The 24,368-nt window shown below is 39.1% G+C and carries 19 protein-coding genes and 1 tRNA gene; 8 read left to right on the plus strand and 12 right to left on the minus strand.

Annotated elements, in window-relative coordinates; genetic code table 11:
* Nucleotides 1-263: 263 nt before the first annotated feature.
* Nucleotides 264-1,373 (minus strand): hypothetical protein, encoded by a 1,110-nt coding sequence (locus F0919_RS01615; RefSeq protein WP_150030963.1) that lies wholly within the window; start codon nucleotides 1,371-1,373, stop codon nucleotides 264-266.
* 183 nt (nucleotides 1,374-1,556) lie between these two features.
* On the opposite strand from F0919_RS01615, the gene F0919_RS01620 reads away from it, so the two are divergent.
* The gene (locus F0919_RS01620; protein ID WP_150030964.1) at nucleotides 1,557-2,036 is read left to right on the plus strand and encodes a cupin domain-containing protein; all 480 of its coding nucleotides are present in this window, start codon (nucleotides 1,557-1,559) and stop codon (nucleotides 2,034-2,036) included.
* Nucleotides 2,037-2,103: 67 nt separating this feature from the next.
* Here F0919_RS01620 and F0919_RS01625 read toward each other — a convergent pair whose 3' ends face one another.
* The 5 genes from F0919_RS01625 to F0919_RS01645 all read right to left on the minus strand — a co-directional run bounded on the left by F0919_RS01625 (nucleotide 2,104) and on the right by F0919_RS01645 (nucleotide 8,633).
* Entirely contained in the window at nucleotides 2,104-2,805 is a 702-nt protein-coding gene (locus tag F0919_RS01625; protein WP_235903437.1) for a DNA-3-methyladenine glycosylase family protein, read from the minus strand.
* Nucleotides 2,754-3,410 carry a glycosyltransferase family 32 protein gene (locus F0919_RS01630; protein ID WP_150030965.1) on the minus strand — a complete coding sequence of 219 codons (657 nt, stop codon included), beginning with the start codon at nucleotides 3,408-3,410 and terminating at the stop codon, nucleotides 2,754-2,756. Before F0919_RS01630 ends, F0919_RS01625 begins: the two co-directional genes overlap by 52 nt.
* 67 nt (nucleotides 3,411-3,477) lie before the next feature.
* Complete coding sequence (locus F0919_RS01635) at nucleotides 3,478-6,993, minus strand: hypothetical protein (RefSeq protein ID WP_150030966.1); 3,516 nt, start codon at nucleotides 6,991-6,993, stop codon at nucleotides 3,478-3,480.
* 110 nt (nucleotides 6,994-7,103) lie between these two features.
* The gene (locus F0919_RS01640; protein WP_150030967.1) at nucleotides 7,104-7,775 is read right to left on the minus strand and encodes a porin family protein; all 672 of its coding nucleotides are present in this window, start codon (nucleotides 7,773-7,775) and stop codon (nucleotides 7,104-7,106) included.
* A 195-nt stretch (nucleotides 7,776-7,970) separates the two neighbouring features.
* On the minus strand, nucleotides 7,971-8,633 hold the full coding sequence (locus F0919_RS01645) for a porin family protein (RefSeq protein ID WP_150030968.1): 663 nt from the start codon (nucleotides 8,631-8,633) through the stop codon (nucleotides 7,971-7,973).
* A gap of 337 nt (nucleotides 8,634-8,970) precedes the next feature.
* Here F0919_RS01645 and F0919_RS01650 point away from each other — a divergent pair, with 337 nt between their 5' ends.
* Complete coding sequence (locus F0919_RS01650) at nucleotides 8,971-11,754, plus strand: 2-oxoglutarate dehydrogenase E1 component (protein ID WP_150030969.1); 2,784 nt, start codon at nucleotides 8,971-8,973, stop codon at nucleotides 11,752-11,754.
* A gap of 163 nt (nucleotides 11,755-11,917) precedes the next feature.
* Nucleotides 11,918-13,276 carry a proprotein convertase P-domain-containing protein gene (locus tag F0919_RS01655; RefSeq protein ID WP_150030970.1) on the plus strand — a complete coding sequence of 453 codons (1,359 nt, stop codon included), beginning with the start codon at nucleotides 11,918-11,920 and terminating at the stop codon, nucleotides 13,274-13,276.
* Nucleotides 13,277-13,334: 58 nt separating this feature from the next.
* Here the strand turns inward: F0919_RS01655 and F0919_RS01660 are convergent, their stop codons facing one another.
* Nucleotides 13,335-14,696 carry a GH1 family beta-glucosidase gene (locus tag F0919_RS01660; RefSeq protein ID WP_235903438.1) on the minus strand — a complete coding sequence of 454 codons (1,362 nt, stop codon included), beginning with the start codon at nucleotides 14,694-14,696 and terminating at the stop codon, nucleotides 13,335-13,337.
* Between the two features lie 285 nt (nucleotides 14,697-14,981).
* Between F0919_RS01660 and F0919_RS01665 the strand changes: the two genes are divergently transcribed.
* Nucleotides 14,982-15,053: transfer RNA gene (locus F0919_RS01665), tRNA-Arg, on the plus strand.
* 83 nt (nucleotides 15,054-15,136) lie between these two features.
* On the opposite strand, the gene F0919_RS01670 is transcribed toward F0919_RS01665, so the two are convergent.
* Nucleotides 15,137-16,732 (minus strand): L,D-transpeptidase scaffold domain-containing protein, encoded by a 1,596-nt coding sequence (locus F0919_RS01670; RefSeq protein ID WP_190277227.1) that lies wholly within the window; start codon nucleotides 16,730-16,732, stop codon nucleotides 15,137-15,139.
* Between the two features lie 277 nt (nucleotides 16,733-17,009).
* Between F0919_RS01670 and F0919_RS01675 the strand changes: the two genes are divergently transcribed.
* Nucleotides 17,010-17,525: a GNAT family N-acetyltransferase gene (locus F0919_RS01675; RefSeq protein ID WP_150030972.1), complete on the plus strand. Its 516-nt coding sequence runs from the start codon at nucleotides 17,010-17,012 to the stop codon at nucleotides 17,523-17,525.
* Here the strand turns inward: F0919_RS01675 and F0919_RS01680 are convergent.
* From F0919_RS01680 to F0919_RS01690, 3 genes are all read right to left on the minus strand, one after another.
* Nucleotides 17,500-17,934, minus strand: coding sequence for an SRPBCC family protein (locus tag F0919_RS01680; RefSeq protein ID WP_150030973.1), 435 nt, complete (start codon nucleotides 17,932-17,934; stop codon nucleotides 17,500-17,502). The two genes, F0919_RS01675 and F0919_RS01680, sit on opposite strands and share 26 nt — an antisense overlap.
* A 128-nt stretch (nucleotides 17,935-18,062) precedes the next feature.
* Nucleotides 18,063-20,123, minus strand: a complete 2,061-nt coding sequence (locus F0919_RS01685; RefSeq protein WP_150030974.1) for a M56 family metallopeptidase — start codon at nucleotides 20,121-20,123, stop codon at nucleotides 18,063-18,065.
* Between the two features lie 72 nt (nucleotides 20,124-20,195).
* Nucleotides 20,196-20,582: a BlaI/MecI/CopY family transcriptional regulator gene (locus F0919_RS01690; RefSeq protein ID WP_150030975.1), complete on the minus strand. Its 387-nt coding sequence runs from the start codon at nucleotides 20,580-20,582 to the stop codon at nucleotides 20,196-20,198.
* Nucleotides 20,583-20,692: 110 nt separating this feature from the next.
* Here F0919_RS01690 and F0919_RS01695 point away from each other — a divergent pair, with 110 nt between their 5' ends.
* The 3 genes from F0919_RS01695 to F0919_RS01705 are packed head-to-tail and all read left to right on the plus strand — an operon-like array spanning nucleotide 20,693 to nucleotide 22,217.
* A complete protein-coding gene (locus F0919_RS01695) occupies nucleotides 20,693-21,478 on the plus strand; it encodes a hypothetical protein (RefSeq protein WP_150030976.1) in 786 nt (261 codons plus the stop codon).
* Nucleotides 21,475-21,921 (plus strand): hypothetical protein, encoded by a 447-nt coding sequence (locus F0919_RS01700; protein WP_150030977.1) that lies wholly within the window; start codon nucleotides 21,475-21,477, stop codon nucleotides 21,919-21,921. Before F0919_RS01695 ends, F0919_RS01700 begins: the two co-directional genes overlap by 4 nt.
* A gap of 8 nt (nucleotides 21,922-21,929) precedes the next feature.
* Nucleotides 21,930-22,217, plus strand: a complete 288-nt coding sequence (locus F0919_RS01705) for a hypothetical protein (RefSeq protein WP_150030978.1) — start codon at nucleotides 21,930-21,932, stop codon at nucleotides 22,215-22,217.
* A gap of 4 nt (nucleotides 22,218-22,221) precedes the next feature.
* Here F0919_RS01705 and F0919_RS01710 read toward each other — a convergent pair whose 3' ends face one another.
* Nucleotides 22,222-24,249 (minus strand): tetratricopeptide repeat protein, encoded by a 2,028-nt coding sequence (locus F0919_RS01710; protein ID WP_150030979.1) that lies wholly within the window; start codon nucleotides 24,247-24,249, stop codon nucleotides 22,222-22,224.
* Nucleotides 24,250-24,368: the final 119 nt, after the last annotated feature.

Raw genomic sequence — 24,368 nt, forward strand, 5'->3', positions numbered from 1 at the left:
CCGGGTGTTGAACGCCACGGTCCGGATGTAAAAAAGGGCGGCAGCGTATTGCTACCACCCGGTTGATATATATTGAGTTAAAACATTTTAACGAACGGCATATCACGTTAAGAATGTATTGTTCTACAAAACGTTAAACCTTGCTATTAAGCTTATCTTTTTAGATTTACAATCCCAGATACTTTTTTCTGCACCGCTAAAAATACTGTTATTAAAATAGTATCTCGCTTCCAGGCCAATCCTGTTATACTGTACACCGACACCTAAAGCACAGCTGTTGCTCGGATTAAGCTTGAAATCGAAAAGGTATGTTGGGTATTTGGGGTATATGTATCATAATAAATAGCATTAGAACCCATCCTGAAGCTATAAGGTACGTAAAGGGCATTTACAAAAAAATCCAAAGCTTCTCCGGCACTAAAACTATATCTTACACCAACTCCGAGGTCAATATAATTCAGATCCATATTAATGCCATGATTTTGATCTGTCATTACATCCGCTTTACCATAATGCTGGTAACATGGCTCAAAAAATGCGGCCCAACCTCTGTAGCCGGTGGAATAAAGCCTTATTTCTGTCCCTAACCTGAATGATGTTTTATTGCCTATGGACTGATTATTTATTTTGTCGCCGTAAAAAACCTGAAATTTATTAACAACTACATCTGACTGAGTGATTCCCGGTGTTAGTGTAATCCCTATTTTAAAAAGATTTCTTATCCTTTTCTCGTCGATTGCTTTATAGGGAACTCCATTACATTTATTTATTTCCGAAAAAATGCCGATTAAATCATGGTAGGTATATTTTACCTTTCTGACGGAGTTTTCATCAATACTCCGGCAATTATTTGCTAATGACTTTAGTTGATCCCAAAATTGAAAATTTTTATACAATATAGCCTTATCGAGACTTTCTTTGTATTCAAGTGAAACCGGTGCATCATCAGATAAAGCATAGAAAAAATTGGTGTATCCTGCATAATCATATACCAGTAAAGAGGGATTGCCTTCAACCAAAACTGCAAGAAAGAGTGTATCGGTTGAAACTTCGAAAACTCTGGGATCGGTAAACCTGGACGGTGTTTTTGTGAAGGTTACGACATGTTTTTCATGTTTTGCTTCTCCATAAATCTGAAAGGCTTTAATTTCATTGTATCCTGCAACGAACTTCTTTCCTTTTTTTGAGAGCTTATAGCGGCATTCCTGTTTCGTTCCGGTCCAGTCTTCATTTCGTATAAAACATTCTATGCGCTCACCTTTATTGGTTATGACATATCCTGCATCGTAATGCATCTGAGCAAATGAATAAACAACTGAAAGTAAATTGATTGCAACTATTGCTGCAACCCTTAAAAGTATTTTTGACATCATTTAACAAGTGTTTAAAACATGCGAAAGTAATATTATTCCAAAAGAAATCATAATGTCTCATTGTTTTTTGTTACTGAAAACACCAACAAAGGCGGAAAAAGGCCGGGGAAATTTTTAAGCTGTATTTTTACTTAAAATACATACTTACCAAAACTGTAAAACAGCATATATCCTATATTAAAGATGGCAAACGATATAAAAACAACAGATAATGAGCAGGGACGAAAGCTGAATGTTGCAGGTGGAGCATATAGAATAATAATTTCGGGCAAGGAAACCGACGGGAATTATGCGATTATTGAAATGACTGTCCCTATTGGTGCAGGACCGGTGCCGCATTCTCATCCGGATTTTGAGGAAATTTTCTATGTGCTTGAAGGGGAAGTAAATTTCAAATCTGAATCAGGAAATTTTTTAGCACAAAAAGGAGCTACTGTATCTATTCCAAAAGGAGGGGCTATTCACAATTTTAAAAATATTTCAGATCAACCGGCAAAATTATTGTGTACCGTAATGCCGGCAGGATTGGATGATTTTTTTATTGAAGTTGAAACATTAATGAACTCCAATCAATCTGAAGGAATGGACATTAAGGAAAGCATTCAATTAATTTCCGAAAAATATGGTCAGACACTTTACAGTCCAAACCATCTGGACTTGTAATAGCCTGAGCATTTCTCAAACACATTGCCGTCTCCGTTGAATTGATTAATCCGACGACATTGGTTTATTACTTTATCACTTTGTTCCTCATTGGGGCAGAAAGGTAATGATGCCATAAAATCATACAGGCAACGGTGCGGTATGGCTTCCAATTGTTTGTAAATTCAAGAAGTGTTTCTTTTGTAGTTTCTTTCGGAAAATGTTTCGCTCTTTTCATTGCGTTAACAGCAGCCAGATCGCCTATGGGAAATACATCTGCTCTTTGCAAAACAAACATAAGGTACACGTCAATGGTCCAGTTGCCAATGCCTTTCAACCTGATAAGCTCAGTTCTTACCGCATCATCGGGCATGTTCGCCAGTGCTTCAAGGTTAAGTTCTCCGCTTGTTATTGCCGTTGCAAGATTCCTGATATAAATAGCTTTCTGGCGGCTGACATAACAGGTTTTTAATTCCTCATCGTTAAGTTTCAGGATAGCATCGGGTGTAAGACCTCCTGTTTTTTCCTGCAATTTTTTCAATGCTGCAAGAGCGGAAGCTAAGGATACTTGCTGCTCTAAAATAATATGTACAAGGGTTTCAAAAGAATTCGGCCTCGTCCACATGGGAGGATAGCCATGTTCTTTTATGATGAGGTCTAAATCTTCGTCATCAGCGGCCAGTTTATCGCATATACTTTGGAAAGTATTTTTTGAAAAGGTGTTGAACATCTTAAATTTTACAGGCTTTTGGGTTTTAACGCGGGCCTTGCCTGTTGGGCTTTCTGCCATTTTTCTCTTTTTACAAACAGCCCGGCATGGAGTAAATGTTTGGACCTGAGGAAACCTTCGTAGTCCACACCGAAAATGCGGCAATCTTTATTTCCCTGTTGCATATATTCATTTACAGCATCGGTAAAGACACTTGGCCCTGTTAGTTTGTGTATATCGCTTGCGTATCTGTCATGTTCAATATTATCCAGAATCTTATCTATGCAAAGCTTCAGGATGGGATGGCCTTGTGCAAATACCAAAGCATATTGCGCAAATATGCCGGGGTTGCGTTCCCGGGTAATAACAGCGGTATCATCGGGGCGAATCATATCATCGAGATTGCGCAGGGTGTATCCGTCAATATCCAGATAAACGCCACCATATTTATAGAGCACTGCATATCTGAAAAAGTCGGCTTTGGCAGCGCCTATGTCAATTCTTTTGTAGGCTTTGTAAACGGATTCATCATACTCAGCCTGAAAAAATGCCTCTATTCTTTTGTCGTCATAAAATTCATAACGATACTGCGGGTTACGTGCTTTCATTAACCATATAAAGAAACGTGTCAATGCAGGCACATTTTCATTTTTATAGGTCTGATAAATCACTTTGGGAATAGCCATAAACTAAGGAAACACCATTTAGAGATTGCAAATATATCATTAACATCCATTATCCTGCAATTACAAACTACAATAAAGCTCTGATGCTCATCCGGCCGGTGTGTACCACAGCATTGTCGCCGGGTTTGCGGCCTTCGTACTCCAATGAAAGCTCGATGCCTTTACTCAGTTTCCGTTCCCAGTTAATATACCAAAGCCAGTTGGAGCCTACCTGCAAGGCATCAAGCATTACAAAAGACAGAGAGGTATTGGCTGCACCGTTGTATTTAATGCTTGCATAGGTGGCGCGTGCCTGAATGGTACCCAATAAGGGTTTTGTAATTCTTGAATCAAGGTTTACGGATTGGATATCTGCCATTTCACCACCGTATAAGGGATCATTTGTCCTGCGGTCATATTTGTAACTTCCGGTAATACGGATGCTTGAGCGTGCAATCCATGTCAAGGCTGGTTCAAGGTTGTTTTGCTGAATAGTGTAGGTTCTGCCGTCGCTCATCAATGCGGAGGTATAACCTTTGTATCCGTGCTGCGCATTTAGTGTGCCCGTAAAGACTTTGAACAAGGTCCATCTCAGCTTCATCATTTGTCTTAACTGACTATTTGCTTCCAGACCGTAGGTCAGCAATGACTTCCCTGAGTTGTAGGATAAAGTGTATTCCCCACCCCATAATGCGCTGTTTCTGTTGAAGAAAAAGGTATTGCTGATGGACGAAAGGTTTGCAATGATATTGGTATCGACAAAATGATTGTTAAAGGGAATGAAAGCGCTGAAACCTGCGGAAGACAATACTTTGTTATTAACCTGCACAGAAAGCTGATCTGAAAAACGGCTTACGAATGTTTGCCAGCCTTTCTTTTTATCGGCACGCATCCAGAGGTTTTCAGGGCTGATGTTTAGAAAGTGATTGAGGTTTACAAAGTTGACTTTTGAATATTCGTTAGTCGGCGTAATAATTCTGATAAACTTTTTCTGATCGGGATAGATGGCGAGTTCAAATTCATTTGCCTGTTGCACGCCGTCATTGTTATAATCATTCCAATAATAAACGCCTTGCCCGGCAGGGACTTCTACATAGGTATAAATACGTTTCTGCTCCTGCCCGGAACCGATTTCGTATAAAACGGAGGGTATAATAAATCCTTTGGCAATGGTACCGTTATACTCAAACCTACCCAATATGCTTTCGTCTGTGGGTTGTGTCAGGCCGTTCTGAATATAATTTATCAGATGGCGGTAGGAGCCGGTAATGGCAATCTGCTGGCCTTTCCATTGATTGAAATTGAGTTTTGCATCAATGGTATGCCCTGTATTTTGCTTTACGAATGCATTATTCAATGGTATATCATTATTACGGATGGTATAGTTTAATTCGAGCGAGGTTTTGCGGGTGCTGTTGCTTCTGATATAAAAATTCAGGACATCAAAAGAAAATGCGGTTGGCAATAACGTATCTGCACCGACAGCTCTTATTTCATTGTGTTCCTGCTGGTATTTTGTACCTAATGTAAGATCCAATATTTTACGGAAACGTTTTTCTATATAGGCTGAGGGCCTGAAGTATTCAGAATATTGAAAGGGGCCGGAGGCATTCATCAGATTAAAGATGACGTTACCTTTCACATCATTATGATCAAGGGTCAGTGTTACAATATTTCTGTTTGCGTTATAGTCATTGCCTCTTTTATACCATATAAGGTTATAAGCCAGGGCGCCCCATTTAATCTTTTTCAATTCGGTGTTATAAGCAACGAGGTTTTCATTTTCAGGGGTATCGGTATACGGTACATTCCAGTCCCGGGAAAATTCAACATTCCTGTAAGGTGCAATGGCTTTAAATCTGCTTTGAACCGCTTCATAGGAAAGCTGATTGCTCCAAACCAAGGACTGACGGCCGAGGCTGTCTTTCTTGCCCAGGAATCTTTGTTCTTCATACATACCCTTACCTGCAAATCCCCAATGCAGGTTCTTGTCTATATCGGAAAAAAGATTGGGCGCATTATTGCTGGCAGCGAGCTCTACAGTTACTTTTTTAAAACTGTCAAGCTGATAAGTAGAGCCGAGCGTGAAGAGTTGTTGTTTTTTGGGTGTAATCAATAAAACAACAGGGGCATAATCGCCCTGCGGCAGATTATTAACAGGTGCTATCCAACTATAGGAGCGGCCGTTTGTATTGGTGCCGGCAAGGATATAATCGCCTTTGCCTGCACCGACAAAAGAAAAGCCTAAAGAATAGATGGCGCTGTCGGGATTGGTGGAATAAACAAAAACACTGTCGTATAACACGCTGTTGACTGTAGTGTCCACCATTTTGTAAAGTATCTTACTCGCCGAAAAGGTGTCCAGCTTTATTTCAGGATAATAGGCCTGATCAATGTTGTCCCCAATACTTTGGAGGAAGCGTTTTTGTTCGCCGCTAAAACTCTGGGTATATGGCTGATTTTTGGAATCCTGATTGGAATAGGCATTCAGGCGTACGTTCCATTTTTTACCGATTTGCAGTTCGTCATAAGCATACAGCAATGTATTCAGGTAATTCCTGTCCTGATATTCAAATTCAAACTGTATTCTTTTATCCTGCGTAATTAACCTGCGTGGCATAAAGGTTATTTCACCGGTATTGTAATTGATTACATAATCTTTGTCTTCGCCTCTTTCCATTAATACACCGTCAATATAAACCTTCTCGGTTCCTGCCAGTACAATGAAAAATTGCTCACCGTTATTACCTGTAAGCTTGTATGGCCCCTGATTTCCTTCAATGCCCTGAATAATATTTCTTGAAAATTGCCCTTTGGCAATGGAAATGCTTGCACCTACTTTATTCCTGACTTTTGAACTTAAAGCAAAATCATCCTGATAAAAAAGCCCCTGCACTCTTTTATTAAAATTCAGGAAATAACTGTTGGGTCTGTCGAGGTTATAATCACCGGCTGTCAGTTTATGATTATCTTTCTGGAAAGTGATATAAATACGGTCAAACTCCTGAATTTGTTGTGTATTACCATCCGGTTGTATAGGTATGTTATTGTCGGTTATGGCAGCTTCAATCCTTACACTGTCGAGGATATAACCATTCATCTGAAGATTAAAGTTGGAATTTAACGTCAGATCCTGATTATTGCCGATGGACAGGCTTCGTCCGTAGGTTCCGTTATAGTCTATACTGTTGAAATCCACAAAGCCTCTGATAGATGTATCGCCCGCCGAATAGGAATAATTGAGAATAGGAATATTGGTTTCGATTTGTTCCAAACCTTTATGGGCTTTTTTCGAAGAAAACAACAATGGCAAAACCCTGTATTGCATGAAAACCGAATCGCGCTGCGGTTTTTTTTTCCAGACGAGGTATCCGGATTCTGCATGTAATTGATATGAAGAGTCGGGAACACCTGTAATATGGAAACTGTTGGTTGCCAATGATAGAGTATCAATCTTTAAAGTATCGGAAAAAGGGAGCGCAATGGTTTTGTATCTGAGATTGGAATGCAATAGCGTGGTATCTCTTACTTGTCCTTTCGCTGAGAAGCAGGAAACAAATAAAAGTATAAAAACTAAATGCAGGTATGTATAAAAATGTTTCAAAAACAACAAATATATCCAACGGGAAAAATACCGATTTATTTTTTGATGCGGGTAAATGAAAAACCGCACTGAAATTTCAGTGCGGTTTAAATAACATAAAATGATATTACCTATTTACTTTTGAGTTTAAAAGCATAGCCAACCGTAAATGAGACTCCCTTATTCATCATTGATGCGTCTCCACCAAAGTTTGAAAGATTGGCAAGTCCGAGACCATATTGAATACGACCATAAATTCCGAACGGCGTCCTGTATCCTGCACCGAAATTTAAGCCGTAATCAAGCGCTTTTATTTCATCTTCACCTGAACCGAAATTAATATCTTCTTCAGTTGTTTCATCGGGCATTCCTGTTATTTTAAGTGTACCTTTTGTTTTGCCTGATAAACCATAACCTAAGTATGGACCAACGGTAACAAAAATTCCTCCTAAGTTACCCATATCAAAGTCATATCCCAGGTTTAACGGAATTTCAAGATAGTTTAGGCTAATTGTGGTTTTTGAACTTGCGGTAACACCTAATATCGACAATGTAGTAGTTTCCTGTCCACCCTTCATGCTATATAAGATTCCCGGTTGTATAAAAAATCCGTTTGAAATAGGAATATTGAAATACAGACCTGCTTTTGCCCCCATTTTGCCGGAGATATCCTGTGAATTTCCGTTGTCATCTTTAATAGAAAGGCTGGAAAGGTTAATACCAGCTTCCGGTGCAATTGACATTTGAGCAAAAATACTTTGGGCAACAAATACCGTTGCAATAGTTAATAAAATCCTCTTCATACAGTAAAAATTTAATTGTTTAAATAGTTATTGCAAATTTCATGCCACAATTACATAATCTAAATTAAATTAACATTTTACAAGGTTATTCCAATAAAAATACCAAACACAGCCAGCAAAATTTTATTATCTGTTACAAATAAAAAACCCGTACTAATTTCAGTACGGGTTTTTACATTATATACAATATTATATTTAAATCTTAAAAGCATAACCGAGACTTAATGCCCAACCTTTATGCTTTATAGATGCATCGCCATCGCCGTTCGAGATATTCGCAAGTCCCAGGCCATATTGAGCACGTGCATAAACGCCGAATGGAGTCCTGTATCCTGCACCGAAATTCAAACCGTAATCAATTCTTTTTGCTTCATCATTACCTGAACCGAATTTAATGTCACTTTCATCATTCTGATCGGGCATTCCTGTTATTTTAACCGAGGTTTTGGCTTTTCCTGACAAACCATAACCAAGATAAGGACCTGCTGTTACAAATATGCCGCCTGCATTTCCCAAACTATAATCGTAACCTATGTTTAACGGAACTTCAAGATAGTTCATATTTAAAGAAAGCTTATAATTCACAGTAAAGCCCAATAAAGATTCGGTTCCGTTTTGCTGAGCACCTTTCATGCTGTATAACAATCCCGGCTGTATAAAAAATCCATGTGAAACGGGAATATTTACATAGGCCCCCACCCTTAATCCTACCTTGGAGGAAAAATCTTCAGAATTTCCATTATCATCTTTGGTAGTAAGATTCGAAAGGTTAATACCGGCTTCAGGGGCGATAGAGATTTGGGCAAATGTGTTTTGAGCGGTCAGAGCAGCTGCAATGATGATGATGATTTTTTTCATACTTTAAATTTTAGTTTACAATATTTATCTGTTACAAAGAACGTGCCAATTACTTTAAATAATGTGTAACTCGTGCTAAATTAACATTTTACCAACACCTCGGATTGAAATGAAAGATAACGTTCGTAACATCATTACAAGAAAAACAATATTTTGTTTAGGCAACGGGATTTTTATTTAACACGTGAAAATAACGACATACCCCTACGCAAAGTGAAAAGATTTTTAATTAGCAATGTATTTTCATTTATGTTAACTTTGCAAGCCTTATCGGCACATTTTGTGCCGATAATTTTATACTGAATTTTTAATCATTAATATTTCTTTTAGCAACGAAATGGAAGATTTTTCGTACATCACAAATTCGCATCCGGCTTATATTGAGTCTGTTTATAACGACTATCTGATTAATCCTAACACGGTTGACCCTGAATTAAAGAAATTTTTTGAAGGTTTTGATTTCGCCATTTCCAAATCAAATGGCAACGGAAAGGCTGCAACAGCGCCAACCACAAGTACCACGACTACAGAACAAGTTGCTTTTGGCTCTTATGTTACGGCTCCTACGGGTTTAAATAAAGAGTTTGGAGTTTATGAACTAATCCGCGCTTATCGTAAAAGGGGGCATCTTATTGCAACTACAAATCCGATTCGCCCGAGAAAAGACCGTACACCTCATCTGGAATTATCAGAGTTCGGCCTTACGGAAGCGGATATGGAAACTTCGTTTTATGCAGGTCATTTTATCGGTCTGGATAAAGCGCCGTTGAAAGATATTTATGCCAAGCTTAAAAAAATATATGCAGGTAATGTAGGTATTCAATATACTTATATGAACAGAATGGAAGCGAACATCTGGGCGCAAAACCATTTTGAGGAATTAATGCAACAGAAATTCACTTTGCCGGAACAAAAAAGGATTCTGGAGAAATTAAATTATGGTGTTATTTTCGAAAAATTCCTGAATACCAAATTCATCGGCCAGAAACGTTTCGGGCTTGAGGGCGGAGAAAGTATGATTCCGGCATTGGATGCTATGATCAATACTGCTGCTGAAGGCGGAGTGAAGGAAGTAGTGATTGGCATGGCGCATCGTGGCCGTTTGAATGTGCTTACGAATATCATGCGCAAAACCTACGACCAGATTTTTTCTGAATTTGAAGGAAATATGCCGTCAGACATGACCATGGGAAGCGGCGATGTGAAATACCATTTAGGTTTCCGCAGTATTGTAAAGACGCCTGCAGGTAAAGATGTAAACCTTCAATTATTGCCGAATCCTTCTCACCTTGAGGTAGTAGATCCGGTTGTGGCGGGTTTTTCAAGAGCGAAAGCCGATGTACTTTATAACAGTGAATACGATAATATTCTTCCTATATTGATTCATGGTGATGCTGCTGTTGCAGGACAGGGTGTCATTTATGAATTGTTGCAAATGAGCAAATTGAAAGGTTATGAAGTAGGTGGCACTGTTCACTTTGTAATTAATAACCAGATTGGTTTCACTACCGATTTTGATGATGCACGTTCTGCAGATTACTGTACGAGTCTGGCTGCAATGGTTCATGCGCCTGTATTACACGTAAATGGCGATGATCCGGAGGCCGTGGTAAAGGCATCTATTTTTGCGATTAATTACCGTCAGGAATTCAATGAAGATATCTTTATTGATATGGTCTGCTATCGTAAACATGGGCATAATGAAGGTGATGAACCTAAATTCACACAGCCTGCAATGTATGCTTTGATAGACAAGCACCAAAATCCACGCGAGGTTTATACCCAATATCTATTAGACAATGGTGAGCCTGAGGCACAGCAAATGGCTAAAGATATGGAGCAGAAATTCTGGAACGAATTGCAGGCCCGCCTGGATGAAGTAAAACAAAAGCCTTTACCATATACGTATCAGGAACCGGAAAAAAAATGGCAGGAATTGAGAAAATCAAAGCCTGAAGATTTCCATGCTTCTCCGGACACTTCTATTCCGGAAGCTGAAGTAAAGGATTTGTTTGCGAAATTAATGGCTATTCCGGAAGGTTTCAGTCCATTAAAGAAAGTGGATAAACTACTGAAGGATAAATCCAAATTATTAGAAACAGAGAACAAGGTAGATTGGGCAACAGGTGAATTACTGGCTTATGCAAGCTTAGTTGCAAAAGGCCATGATGTTCGCCTGAGTGGTGAAGATGTAAAACGTGGTACTTTCTCTCACAGACATGCCTGCCTGAGAGATGAAAACAACAACAATGAATATAGCCGTCTGAGTAATCTTGGCGAAGGTCAGGGCGAGTTCTATATCTACAATTCTTTATTGAGTGAATATGCTGTATTGGGCTATGAATATGGTTATGGCATGGCTAATCCGAGCAACCTGGTACTTTGGGAAGCACAATACGGAGACTTTGTAAACGGAGCCCAGATTGTGATTGACCAATATATTACGAGTGCGGAACAAAAATGGGCTACGCAAAACGGACTTGTAATGCTATTGCCTCATGGTTATGAGGGTGGCGGACCGGATCATAGCAGTGCGCGCCTGGAAAGGTTTTTACAACAAGCGGCAGAGAACAATATGTTTGTTACAAACATTACCACTGCTGCCAACTTCTTCCATGCATTGCGCCGTCAACTGGCATTGCCGTTCCGCATTCCGATGATTAACTTCTCTCCGAAAGCAAACCTTCGTCATATACGTTCTTATTCTGACGTAAGTGAATTTACAAAAGGCGGGTTCAAAGAGGTTATAGATGATCCGAATGTGAAGGATGTTTCAAAAGTGAAACGTGTATTGCTTTGCACCGGTAAGGTTTATTTTGATTTAAGCGAAAAACAATTAAGCGAAGGCCGCGAAGATGTTGCCATCATTCGTCTTGAGCAGATTTTCCCGCTGCCACAACAGCAATTGAATGCATTGTATGAAAAATACAAATCGGCACAATGGCTTTGGGTACAGGAAGAGCCTCGTAATATGGGCGCGGCTTCCTTCTTAAAAATGAACCTTGAGCATATAAATATCGGTTACTTAACGCGTCAGGCAAGCGCTGCAACTGCTACGGGTTTTGCACGTAAGCATGTTCAGGAACAAAGCATGCTGGTAAATGAGGCATTTGCTTTGTAAAGCGTAAATGAATATTTCAACAATAATAAAAGACAACTCTCGGGGGTTGTCTTTTATTATTTAAGTAGTTGCAAACATTGTGATTAACAACTGTTTTTCGGGAATCATAATTATCATTACTTTAGGGATTGTATATTCGCAAAAAAACCAAACAAAGCCATTCATGAATTTGCAGCTGCGCTCTCTTTTTCTGTTTGTTACATTTCTCTTTTTGATTTCAGGTACATCCAATGCGCAACGTTTCTGGGCAAAGGGCGATAAAATACATGACTTTCAGCATCAGTTCAGGATTGATACTTTTTCCATTGAGGTGAGCGGCTTACCGGATTCCATCAACAGCAATTTCGGTATTGCCAAAATAGCAATAGATATTCTGCACAAACGTGTTTCGGATTTGAAAATAGAATTATTGTCTCCCGACGGGACTTCCATCTGGCTTACCAATCGTAACGGAAGGGATTCAGGCAGCCATTATATCGGCACTTCGTTCAGCAGCAATGGCTTCAATGGCTATATTCATCAGGGCACTGCGCCTTTTACGGGAGAATATATGCCGGACGGAAGAATAGAGTTCCTGAATGACGGACAAAACCCTAACGGCACATGGAAGGTATTGGTCCAGGATTTGAAAGAAGGCATCAGCGGAGAACTTTATTATGCATGGATTCAATTTGAAAAAAACCCCATTCCTGTTTTTGTAAATGGCAGGTGTTCCATGAATAATCCTTCGGGATGTGTTGTTACAAAAGGTTATAATGACTCTGCTATGTTGCCCGACCTGTTAATGATTCCATCTTTTACGGTTAATCAGATACAGGAATACAAATGGAATGATCCTTTTTATCCCGGGCAGTTACGTTTTGCTGCAACAATGGGAAATGTGGGCGAAGGGCCATTGGAAATTTTTGGCAAAAATGAATGGTTTTGCGGCGATACACCTGCCAGAGACAGCGCTTCCAAATGTCCGAACGGCATGCATGTAAGGCAGAAAATTTATCAGAATGTATATTACAAGGAAGGAAGCAAAATTGTAAAAAAAGAAAGATTTGCAGGGTATAATTATTATGATACAAAGCCCGGCCATAATCATTATCATGTAGAAGATTGGGTGGCTTTCAGGTTAATGAAATATACTTTTGATACAAAAGGGAATATTACAAAGAAGCAACAGGTAGCACAGGGGCGCAAGGAAACTTATTGTCTGTTTGACTCAGGCATCTGTACGGAGCGGGACGGATTTTGTTATTATAACGACAGCACTTATACTGAAAAGAATTTACAGAACTACGGGCTTGGCACTTACACAGGTTGCCATGCCGAGTTTCAGGGAATTTCCGTTGGCGGTTATGATACTTACGGTATGATGTATGAGGGGCAGTACCTTGATTTACCCAAAAATCTTGCATCGGGTACTTATTATCTTGAAATAGAAATTGACCCAAAACATAATTATCTGGAGAAAGACCGGAGCAATGATACTTATGTTCAGAAAGTGGAGATTGCCTTGCAGCAAGGAAATTAATATTGCCAAGCCTTCTACTGTTTCATTAATTCAGCTTTATTAAATCCAATAGCGGCGATTATACCTCGCTTAAAAAATCGCGGAGCCACAATCCTGATTGTTTTACGATGCGTTCCTGTGTATCATAATCAACGTAGATCAAGCCAAATCTTGGATGGTAGCCTTCGGCCCATTCAAAGTTATCAGTAAGGCTCCACACGAAATACCCATCCACTTTTACGCCTTCGTTTTTCGCCTTTAATACTTGTAACAGGTGATCCTGAATATATTTCGTACGTTGTTCGTCCATAACTTTTCCCTGCACTACTTTGTCGGGAAATGCCGCACCGTTCTCGGTTATTATAATCTTTCTTATTTTTTCATAAGTACCGAACTTCTTTAAGATATGATATATAGAAGGCGGAAAAACTTCCCATTTCATATCGGTACAATCTACGTTACGCCGTTCTGCTTTTACAAGAGCAGCATGTATATATGGTGTAAAAACCGAAGCTTTTACTATTTCGCGGGTATAACATTGAAGGCCGATAAAATCGAAATCAAAAACCATATCCCTGTCATCATTACCAGACCTGTACCGATCGAGTTTCCGGAGAACAGGCACATCTGACTGCGGATAGCCCATGCCTATAAGCGGCTCAATAAAGGTCCTGTTTAACAAAGCATCTACCCGGTGTGCCGCCATCTGATCGCGATACCGTAACGATGCCGGTTCTATATGGGTACAGGAAAACGTAGTACCGATATTTGCATGTGGAACAATGTTACGTAATACTCTGCCGGCTGCTGCTGTAACCAAGGTGGTATGATGTACGGCTTTCAGATAGTTTGTCAGCCCGCTTTTTCCGGGTGCATGAACCCCTAAAAAATACCCGGCGCCTGTAAATACGGAGGGTTCATTCATGACCATCCAATTGCTTACACGATCACCAAAACTACGGGCACATAGCTCCGTATAATCTTCAAACCAGGAAACAATATCACGGTTTGTCCACCCTCCCTTTAATTCAAGTGCGTAGGGTAAATCCCAATGGTATAATGTAACCCAGGGTTCGATTCCGCATTCCAGCAAAAAATCAATTACTCTGTTGTAATAATCTATTCCACGCTGATTTACTTCGCCTATGCCGTTGGGCATTAATCGGGGCCAGCTTATGGAAAATCTGAAATTGGGGATATTTAACGAACGTATGAGATTAATGTCCGTCTTGTATAAATTGTAGAAATCGCACGCTTTACGGGCATCCTGCGTGCCTTTTATTTTACTTTTCTGAGCAGTGAAAACATCCCAGATAGACAAGCCCTTACCGTCTGTATCATGTGAACCTTCAATCTGAAATGCCGCGGTGGATACGCCCCATTTGAAATCTTTTCCAAATGATTCTTTATTCAGCAAGCCATACGATTGTTCCTCCTGCACAGGTAGTGTTCGTAAGGATTAATGAAGAAATGTAGATTGCATCGCTTTTAAAAAAAGCCATTCTTTAAAAAAAACGAGGTATTTGAATCTGAAATATTTCATACAATTTCTTTCAGACAAAGTAACGCCACAGATATAAATCAATAGTTACGGCATGATTAAGGAATTGTTAGTCTTTTAAATGCTTTTCGCTTCAATAAAATTTATTTTTGTGGCTTTGATTATATTTGTTGTCATAAATGTTGTCGTAAAATCATTACATTTGCAGCCGTTTAATAATAAATTGGTCTTGTAGTTCAATGGATAGAATAGAAGTTTCCTAAACTTTAGATCCCAGTTCGATCCTGGGCGAGACCACTAAAAATTATAAAACCCAAAAGTATAAAATACAATAGCAATGAGTTGAAACTCATTGCTATTGTATTTATTGACTAAAGACTTTAATAAAACTTCCTCATACTTTCGTCTCTTTTATACACGTCGTTAAGATACCGCAACTGATTACCGACACTGTCTTCTGCAACAGTCGCGTAAATGATATAAACCGGCAAACGGCGTCCTAATCTTTCTGTTTTTGTCTTCCGTGTTGAAATGATAGTATCTATCTTGTCGGCGGTAAATTTTTCATTATTCAGAATAATTTCCGCAAGCTGTTTCGGATTCTGGACACGCACGCAACCGGAACTCAAAGCTCTGTACCTGTTGCCGAAATTTTCTCTGTGGGGTGTATCATGCAGATAAATATCCCAGGCGTTCGGCAAATTAAATTTCACTTCACCCAAAGAGTTGTCGGCTCCGGGAGGCTGACGATAGGTATATCTTTTGTAATTGGAAATATTTACATTGCTTGTTACATCCTTACCCTTAGAATCAAATGCCCTGAGACCCTTTTTTGCCAAATAGGCACCACCTGATTTCCCTACGCCGGGACCAACATCGTTCTTTAGGATTGTAGGCGGCACACCCCAGGGCGGATTAAATACTATATTGGTCATATTGGCCCATATAGTCGGTGTCTGACGCGAAACTTTACCAACCACTACCCTGCTGTGAAACTGTACTGCGTCATCTTTTATATAGTCTACTTCCATTAAAGGAATCGTCACCCAAACCTGTTCGCCTTTCAGGTTTCTTGGCAATGCTCTTATCCTGTCCATATTTAACCTAAGGTGACGTATATAATCATCCGGCATCTGCTGTAAGGAGGCAATGGTATTACTATCTAATGTTCCTGTATTTTTCAGTTGATGGTAATATTGATAAGTGCTTATCCATCTTTTCAGCGTTTTAACCGTATCATCTTCAGATACGGCCACACCTTGCAGCTCCTTATTTAAAACCTGCATCAGAACGCTGTCATTCTTTAATGTTGCAATATGCTGCTTTGCATTTACATAATCAGAATCGTTCTTTAAATCCTGCCAGTTTATCAATGCCTTTTTCATCTGGTCATATATTTTTGAATCGGGCCGGAAAGTATCCAGGGATGGTAAAGTATTATCAGCTTTTAACGATGTAATAAGCAAAGCAGCACCGTAAAAGGAGGAATCATTCCTGGCAAACCAAAGCGAATCGCCTTTTTTAATATCTATGCTGCCAAGCAATAAATCTTTGGTGGCAAGCAACCAGGAATTTGTAAGGTCTTTGTCGAAAGCTACCAGAGAATCGAAGGGGTGTTCTTTTTGATCCTGAAACTGTTGCAATCCGGCTTCCAATCCTGCTATTCCATATTTGCCCGTGTCTAATCCGTCTTCCTGAAGTGTTTTCAATTGACTGATCAATAAAGTAACGGATGGTTTCAGGCCTGAAGCATCCATCCATATTGGTTTGTATTCATTCAGTTTGTAAGCATAGGCTGTATTCAGCAGGCCGTTGTTATCTTTCATTAATTGCCTGTTGAATGTAGAATCGTCCGTATTGCAAGGCGGCAAATCCTTTTGAATGGCTTCCTTAAATGATTCCACATCTACATAATCACTACTGAAAATACTATTTACAGGGTTGCTATCTTTGCCTTGGTTACAAGAGCAACACATTATTAAAACATAACATAAAAAGAAAGCACTAAAAATCAGATTTCCGGAACGCATAATTGTCGGTGGATGATAAAACATAGGTATATCAAATATCAGGCCAAGTTTTTGATTATTCTAATATTTTAGTTTTTTGTAACAAAATTCAGAGAAGATGATGGCGGAATTTCTGAAAGGAACATAAAGTCCGTATATCTATTCTGATGAAAACATTTAATAACTATTACCTTAATAATAAAAATACAACGGCAACGTTTTCAAGTATCAAAACCTTTTACGGATGGACAATATTACCTACACGCTTGCCGACATAAACCAGACCTCCATTATAGCTGATTTCAGAATCAAATTCCTGTTAGATTTTGGTGGACCACAGCCGATTGAAATTCAAAATAAACTACGGGAAGAGTTGCACGAATATTTCAACAAACACCTTGTTAACAATTCCTATATCTGCTATTTTGCTTCTGTTGATGATAACATAGCAGGTATCGGAGGGATGAAAGTCATTGAATATCCCGGCGGTTTTAAAAATCTTCAGGGAAAAAGAGGTTATATAATGAATATGTATACCTCGCCTGAGTTTCGCAAGAAAGGCATCTGCAGCACCATCCTTAAGAAATTAATGGAAACTGCAAATAATATGGGTATCTATTCATTTGAATTACATGCTACAAAAGAAGGAGAACCCGTTTACATAAAACAAGGATTTGAAAAGCACGACGAGCCCACTTACAGAAAATGGGATGAAGCTCAATTAAATAATTCTTTTAACCCTTCTCCAGTAGTTTTTTAAGGCTTTCCAACATCATGTTCCAGTTCTTTTCAGATGATTCTCTGGCTTTCTCTGTTGCATTTTTATCCTGGCTAAGCTTTACTTCCGTTTGATCTTTATCCGGATGCAAGGTTACCGTAACAGTATGATAATTTTCTTTTGAGTCGGCAGTTCCTTCAGAAGGACTGAAATGGGTGTATTTTAACTTTTGCTGAGGAATAATTTCAAGGATTTCACCTTTGTCTTCATAGGTTTTACCATCCATTTCCCCTTTCCAGGTTATGCTGCTGCCTTTTTCCCAATCGGACGTTACGGTAGTTCCAAACATATATTGCTTAATAATCGCAGGATTCACAAAAGCATCCCAAACAGTGTCGACCGTTGCATTTATTTGAATCTGTGCGTTTGCAATCAAATTATCTGATGACATAACTCTTAATCTTTGGTTATAATGTGAAAACACAAAGTATTACTGTTTGTTCGGGTTCATCGGAAAATATAAAACAAAAGCCGCAACCTATTCAGGTTACGGCTTTGCCAATGTGTATGAAATGCCAGCTACTCGTTTTGGCTGATGGCTAAGTTGTTTTTGCTTCCGGAAATATTGAGGGAAGCATTGCTGCCTTTTGGCAAATAATCCTGATAATCTGCAACAGGAACGCTCTTACCGTTTACCATAAGCACATTATTTTTATAGCTTACGGCAAAATTCTTGCTGCGGTCAATCAATCCGTTTTGTTCCAGCTTATTTAAAAGGCCTGTTGTTTTACCGTTACTGAAAGCCTGCTTCTTTGCGTCTATAGCTGTCCTTCTTGCATCGGCTGCTGTTCTCCTTGCATCATCAGCACTCCTTCTTGCATCTGCTGCATTTCTCAGGGCAATAGCTCTTGCATTGGAGGCAATTCTTAACGTGCTGTCTCTTACGACAGAAAGCTGTTGCAATTGTGTATTGCGCAATGTTTTCAGATTATTCATAGTCTGTACCCTGATGGTACGTAATGAATCCATAATTACCCTGCTGTTCAAGCCTGCCTTCTTACATTCAATCCTGGCCTCGTCCATAGCTTTCCTGACATCCTTCATGATTTTAGCCTTCGTGGCTTTATCCATGCCTTGTGCAGACTGGAAACCTGCGTTGATGTCATTACCGATATCATCCCAATTAATCTCTTTAATAGCCTGCTGTGCATCAGCTATGGATTTATTAATATCCGCCCAATCTACATTGTCTATTTCTTTCTGGGCATCGTCTATATCCTTTTGAGCATCATCAAAGCTTTTCTGAATATCATCAAAATCAATTTTGCTAAGCTCGTCACCAGCTTGAGACATGGCATTATTGATATCATCCCAGTTGATATTTGCCATAGCAACATTTGCGACATTCATTGCATCGCTGACTATATCATTGATATTAGGTGGTGCAGGCGGTTCCTGTGGATCAGGTGGCGCCGGAGGCTCTTCATTTGATTGTGTCTCTGCAGTATTTACGTCATTCGAGGTAACAGTAGAAGTTGATGAGGAGGTTTGCTCCATCTGTTTTGTGTGTTCATCTTTTTTAGGTTCCTGGGCAACTGTTGTGTAATAACAAAACAATATAGCAAAGAACATAAGGAAAGTAAGTGTCGCGAAAATGCTTTGCGGCGAACGTTTTGATGTGTTTTTCATTTCTACGATTCTTTTAATACGGTTTAATAATGAATGTTTTTTGTTGTTGCCCGCAGCGGCCATTGCAGGTAACGGGGATTTCTTACTTAATTCCAATTGAAATAATGCTTCGGCATATTTTACAGGCTGTGCGGTATGCTGCACTGTTATGTCATCACAGCAATGTTCCCTTTCCTTTCTTATAATACCGGAAAACCACCATACAATCGGGTTAAAGAACAGGAATACTTCCATTACACTCTGCAGAATGTTGAATAAGTAATCCATCCTTTTTACATGTGCCAGCTCATGTATCAATATTGCCTCTGTCTGTTGCCAGTCCAGCTTATTGATTAATGCCACCGGTAAAATAACAATGGGTTTCAAGTGCCCCATCATTAATGGAACATTGACATGTTCAGAGAAATAAAGCGATACATTTTTTTTAATCGCAATCAGCCTTAATAAAGATGAAAACCTTTCCTGAAAAGCAATAGAAACGGGCAGTACTTGTTTACGTATAGTTCTCAGGTTACCAAAAGAAATAATCATGCGCAAGCCCAGAAGCAATATGCCTAAAACGTAACAAATACTTATGGCAGGCAATATTTTTCTGAACGCCGGGGTATGATAAAGATGCTCAAGCCTTTGCCACCAGTGATGCGGAGCATTTATGATTGCATTGAAATCACTATTCGCTGTTTTATTATTATTTATAAATGCTACTAATGAAATGCTTTGCTGCTGTATGTGGATAGCAGTGTTCCATTCCACAAGGAAAGTAGTTATAAATAGAATAAACAAAAGCATGAAACTGCCATACAGCAAGCGATAACGGATATGTGCCTTTTTACAGAAAAACAATATTATCTGCAAAGGGAAGAACAAAAGCACACCTTGCCATAGCGAATGAAAAATGGCATAACCTAAAGCTTCTAAAAAGGGATGATACCATAAACTTACTTCGTTCATAAAACTATCATTTTAAAATTGCTATAGTAAATAATATAAACCTGAAAACTAATAAGGGACTGACCCTGGCAATTATTTCTTGTTACTTAACTTATCCAGATAGGCTTTTATTTCTTCCAGTTCTTTTGGCGAAGAAGTATGATTGCCCAATGCCTGCATTACCAATTGTGAAGCCGAACCGCTGAACATGGTATCAATCATTTTTTGAACCACCTGCTCTCTTGCCTTCTCTCTTTTTATAACGGCACTATAAACATGCATTTTTCCCTGGGCCTCGCGTGTCAGCATTCCTTTTTCAAACATTATCTGCATCAGCTTCAAAGTTGTTGTATAACCTGATGGCTTTTGCTTTTCAAGTACTTCATGTATGTCCCTTACAGTTGCAGTCCCTTTATCCCAAAGTATATTCAGAATTTCCATTTCACTATCTGTAGGTTTCAATTTCTCCGGCTTTGTCATTTTGTACTACGAATTAATTCGTAGCAAACATACGAACATTTTCGTAATGACAAAATTTATTTTCACTTTTTTTTATTTCCTACCTTTAAATTCTCAAAACCTATCACATCATGAATGCTTTTAGCCAAAGAAGTTCTTTACCATCCAGTATTACAACGGGCCTTATAGGTTGGATAGGCTTTATGTTCGTAGGGCCTTTGATTTTTGGCTTTACGGCACAACCCGAATGGCAGTTTCTTACAGGACTTGTGTCTGCATTAGTACAAGTTCTGGTTTTAAGGCTCGCTTTCTTTGTATTACAGATGCAACGACATATTTTGGTTGGCGCTTTCTGGGGACTGGTAACAGCGATTGGCATGTATTACGCTACTGCAAATCTGTTCCCCGAAATGAAAGAACATAATTTCTACTGGTTACTGACATATGCTTATATAGGCGCACCTGTCGGCGGATTTCTATCCTATTTCTATATCGACGATAAAAAGATTTTTGATGAAAACGGCGGTAAGCAGCCCGATACTGATTTCGGAAGAGACGCACATTGGATGGAGCCTTTTGCCTTCGGTGCGGTTGCCTATCTGATAGCGTATTTCCCCTTTACACATCTTGATTTGACAATAAACGTTTTTATAGTCGGAGCAATAAGCGGCGTGGCTGCAGCGGGGGCAAGTCATTTTTCGCCGGATAAATGGAAGAATTCTTTTCTGTTAATTTCTCTTATCATCATAGTGCTGGGAGGCTTGCAAGGCTTTCTTACAGGTCTTTTATTAAGAAGTTACAGCAATGAGTTTTATGCAAATCATTTACTTTTGGGTGCATCCGGCGGTATACTGACTTATATTATGACCTTTATCAGAGGAAGGTATCTGGCAAACAAAGAAGCGGCACAATCATGATTTTACAATTAATCTGTCACATCCTTCATATAGCAGCAACATGCACTTCTTTCGGAGGCCTGTTTTATTCAAGGATGGTATTGATTCCAAACCTTAAATATATACCCGAACCGACACGGGAAGTATATCTTAATAAAACTATCAAACGTTTCGGATACATCAAATGGACAGGTGTTATTATTGTTGTTGTCACAGGTATTATTCAATGGTTTGACATTTATCCGGATGTTATTGATAAAACAGATTATATCCTGGCATTTGCACTTAAAATGATTGGAGCAGCAGGCTTATTTTCCATTACTTTTTTGCTGGCATTACCTAATGAAAAATTAACAGGCATGCAACGTAACCGGAAATTCTGGTCGGGTTTAAACCTTTTTTGTGCATTAATAATATTAATCGGTGCTGCCTTAATGAGAGCTGTCAGAAGCGGCACTATTTAAATTCCAACATGAATATCACCGATCTCTTAATTGGACTTACATTGATGAACGCCATGCCCCATTTCATTCTGGGCACATGGAAAGGAAAAATGCTCAGCGGGTTCGGAACAGGTAATAAGCAAAATATGTTATGGGGACTGAGCAATTTTGTCGTTTCGATAAGCTTGTTCATTTACAAATACGGCATTAAAGGCTTTATTGAAAACCAGATATACCTTGGTGCATTGATCATATTGGTAACCTTCTTTTTCACCTCAGGTTTCTGGGTGAAATATTACAATAAGAAAGACAGTTAAAGCATTATTTTAAAATACCCTGAACCTTTATAATATCGGGATCATTAGGGTCTAACTGATAAGCCTTTATCCATGCTTGCTTAGCCTTTACAAAATCCTGGGTTTTAAATAAATACCCGCCCAAATCATACCAATATTTTGCCACATCGGGATTTAAGGCTATGGCTTTATTAAACAATACAATACCCTCCTGCCAACTTTGAGTTGCCCCCAGGCTATGCCCTTTTTGATATAATGCGTCGGCAAGCAGGTTGTAACAAGCCTTTTTATTTGGATGATCCGGATAAATTGCAAATGCTTTATCGAGGCAATATAAAGAACTGTCAAATTGTTGCAACCTTGCATAAGCCAGGCCAAGATTTATATAGGCGCTCCCCAGTTTCGGGTGCAGGTGAACAGCTTTCTGACCGTAATAAACAGCATTTTCAAGAAATTCATGTTGTGCTGCCGCTTCGCTGACCAATTCAGAATGCTCCACGCTGCTTTTGGCTGCATTGTTATTCAGCAAGGCACTTTCGGGCATTATCTTCACATCTGTCATTGCTAAGGTATCATCATTTTCCCAGGCCCTGTTTCTTGAAATTGTTTTTGCGGAATACAAAAACAAAACAGGCAAAACAATAATGAATATTACTACTCCATTAGATTTAAGTTTTCCGGAAAGCCAGACAATCAACGCACCTAAAACCATACAATATCCCAATGACGCATGAAAGGCCAGCCTTTCGCCCATAGTAGCGCCGAGATTGAAAATTAAATTGCTCACAAGGAAAAGTGTCAATACATAAATAGCAATTGCAAATGCAAGCCAATGTTTCTTTATCGAAGCGATAACGCCACTTACTAATATTCCTGAAAAAATGAAAATGCTTATCCATAAACTTATATCGCCAAAACTCTTATAAGGAATACTGTTATAGCCATAATCCGAACAAAGCTGATAAGGGAAAATACAGAGCCATAAATATTTCCACAACACAAAAAGCTTTGTGGCAAGAGCCTGTGAAGGTGTTGCCAATAAATAAGGATTATTCAGCAATTCTACATCCTGAACATTGGAAAGACCTGTCGCAACACCTGAACGCAGGAAATAATAGATACCGAATAAGGCAATCATACCAGCGAACAACCCTGTGAAGTTTTTTAATTTGAATGATGTGCGGGAAAATAAATAGAGTGATAATGGCAGCAGCACAAACAGCAGTGCGCCATATTCCTTCGAAAGCAAAGCACAGAAAAAACTAAACAGGCACAACACGATGAATTTCCATTTTCTGTTTGTTTCATACCGATGTGCGAAATACAGGGTCAGAATAATAAACAGGAATGAAAAAATTTCATCGCGGCTCTTTACATTGGCTACTACTTCCGTATGCAAAGGATGGGCCACAAAAAGGAGACAAACTATTAATGCCAACAACTTCTTTTCCCTGAACACAACCGTACTCAGGAATAAAAACAAAACGCAACATGTAAGGCTATAAAACAGAATATTATCGAAATGCCTTAGTGTAAAGCCTTTGGACAGGCAATCTTTATAATTATAAGCGCCGTCGCCATTCAAATCTTCTGAAGGATCGGGTTGGCCATTCTCATTGGTATCCCAGCAATTCTTTTCAAAATTGGCATTGGGACGCGTACCGATAAATTCCTGCTCCAATGCGAAACTGAAAACAGATAAAGGCCGGTAACGGCCACCTGAAAGCTGGGCAGAAGCATTGTTCTGGCTATAATAACTTTCAAATAAATCGTTCCTGAATATATCAGAAGTACCTGCAAGCCCTTTTAAAACAGGCTCATTTTTGCAAATGATTATTTCATCATCTAATGCATATTGATAATGCAAGGTATTTCCGTAAAGAATAAAACTTAAAGCGATCAGCAATACATAAGGTAAATAGCCCGATGTCAGCTTCGTTATCCATGTCACGGGTCTATTGTTATCATCAGTGACTATTGCAACAGTACTATTTTGAGCCCGGATATCTTTTACAGGCTTTTGTTTCTTGGCGGTCATAATGGCTTTGGTCATTCTTGATTGGGGGATAAATATACATGGAATTCCGGTTTTCAGATAATGATTCCGGAGCGATATTGTTATTTTTAAATACTGCAATATTCCATAGCGGAATCTGGATAAATTCTCCCCGA

The sequence above is a fragment of the Taibaiella lutea genome (assembly GCF_008629695.1).
In the GTDB taxonomy this organism is placed as follows: domain Bacteria; phylum Bacteroidota; class Bacteroidia; order Chitinophagales; family Chitinophagaceae; genus Taibaiella; species Taibaiella lutea.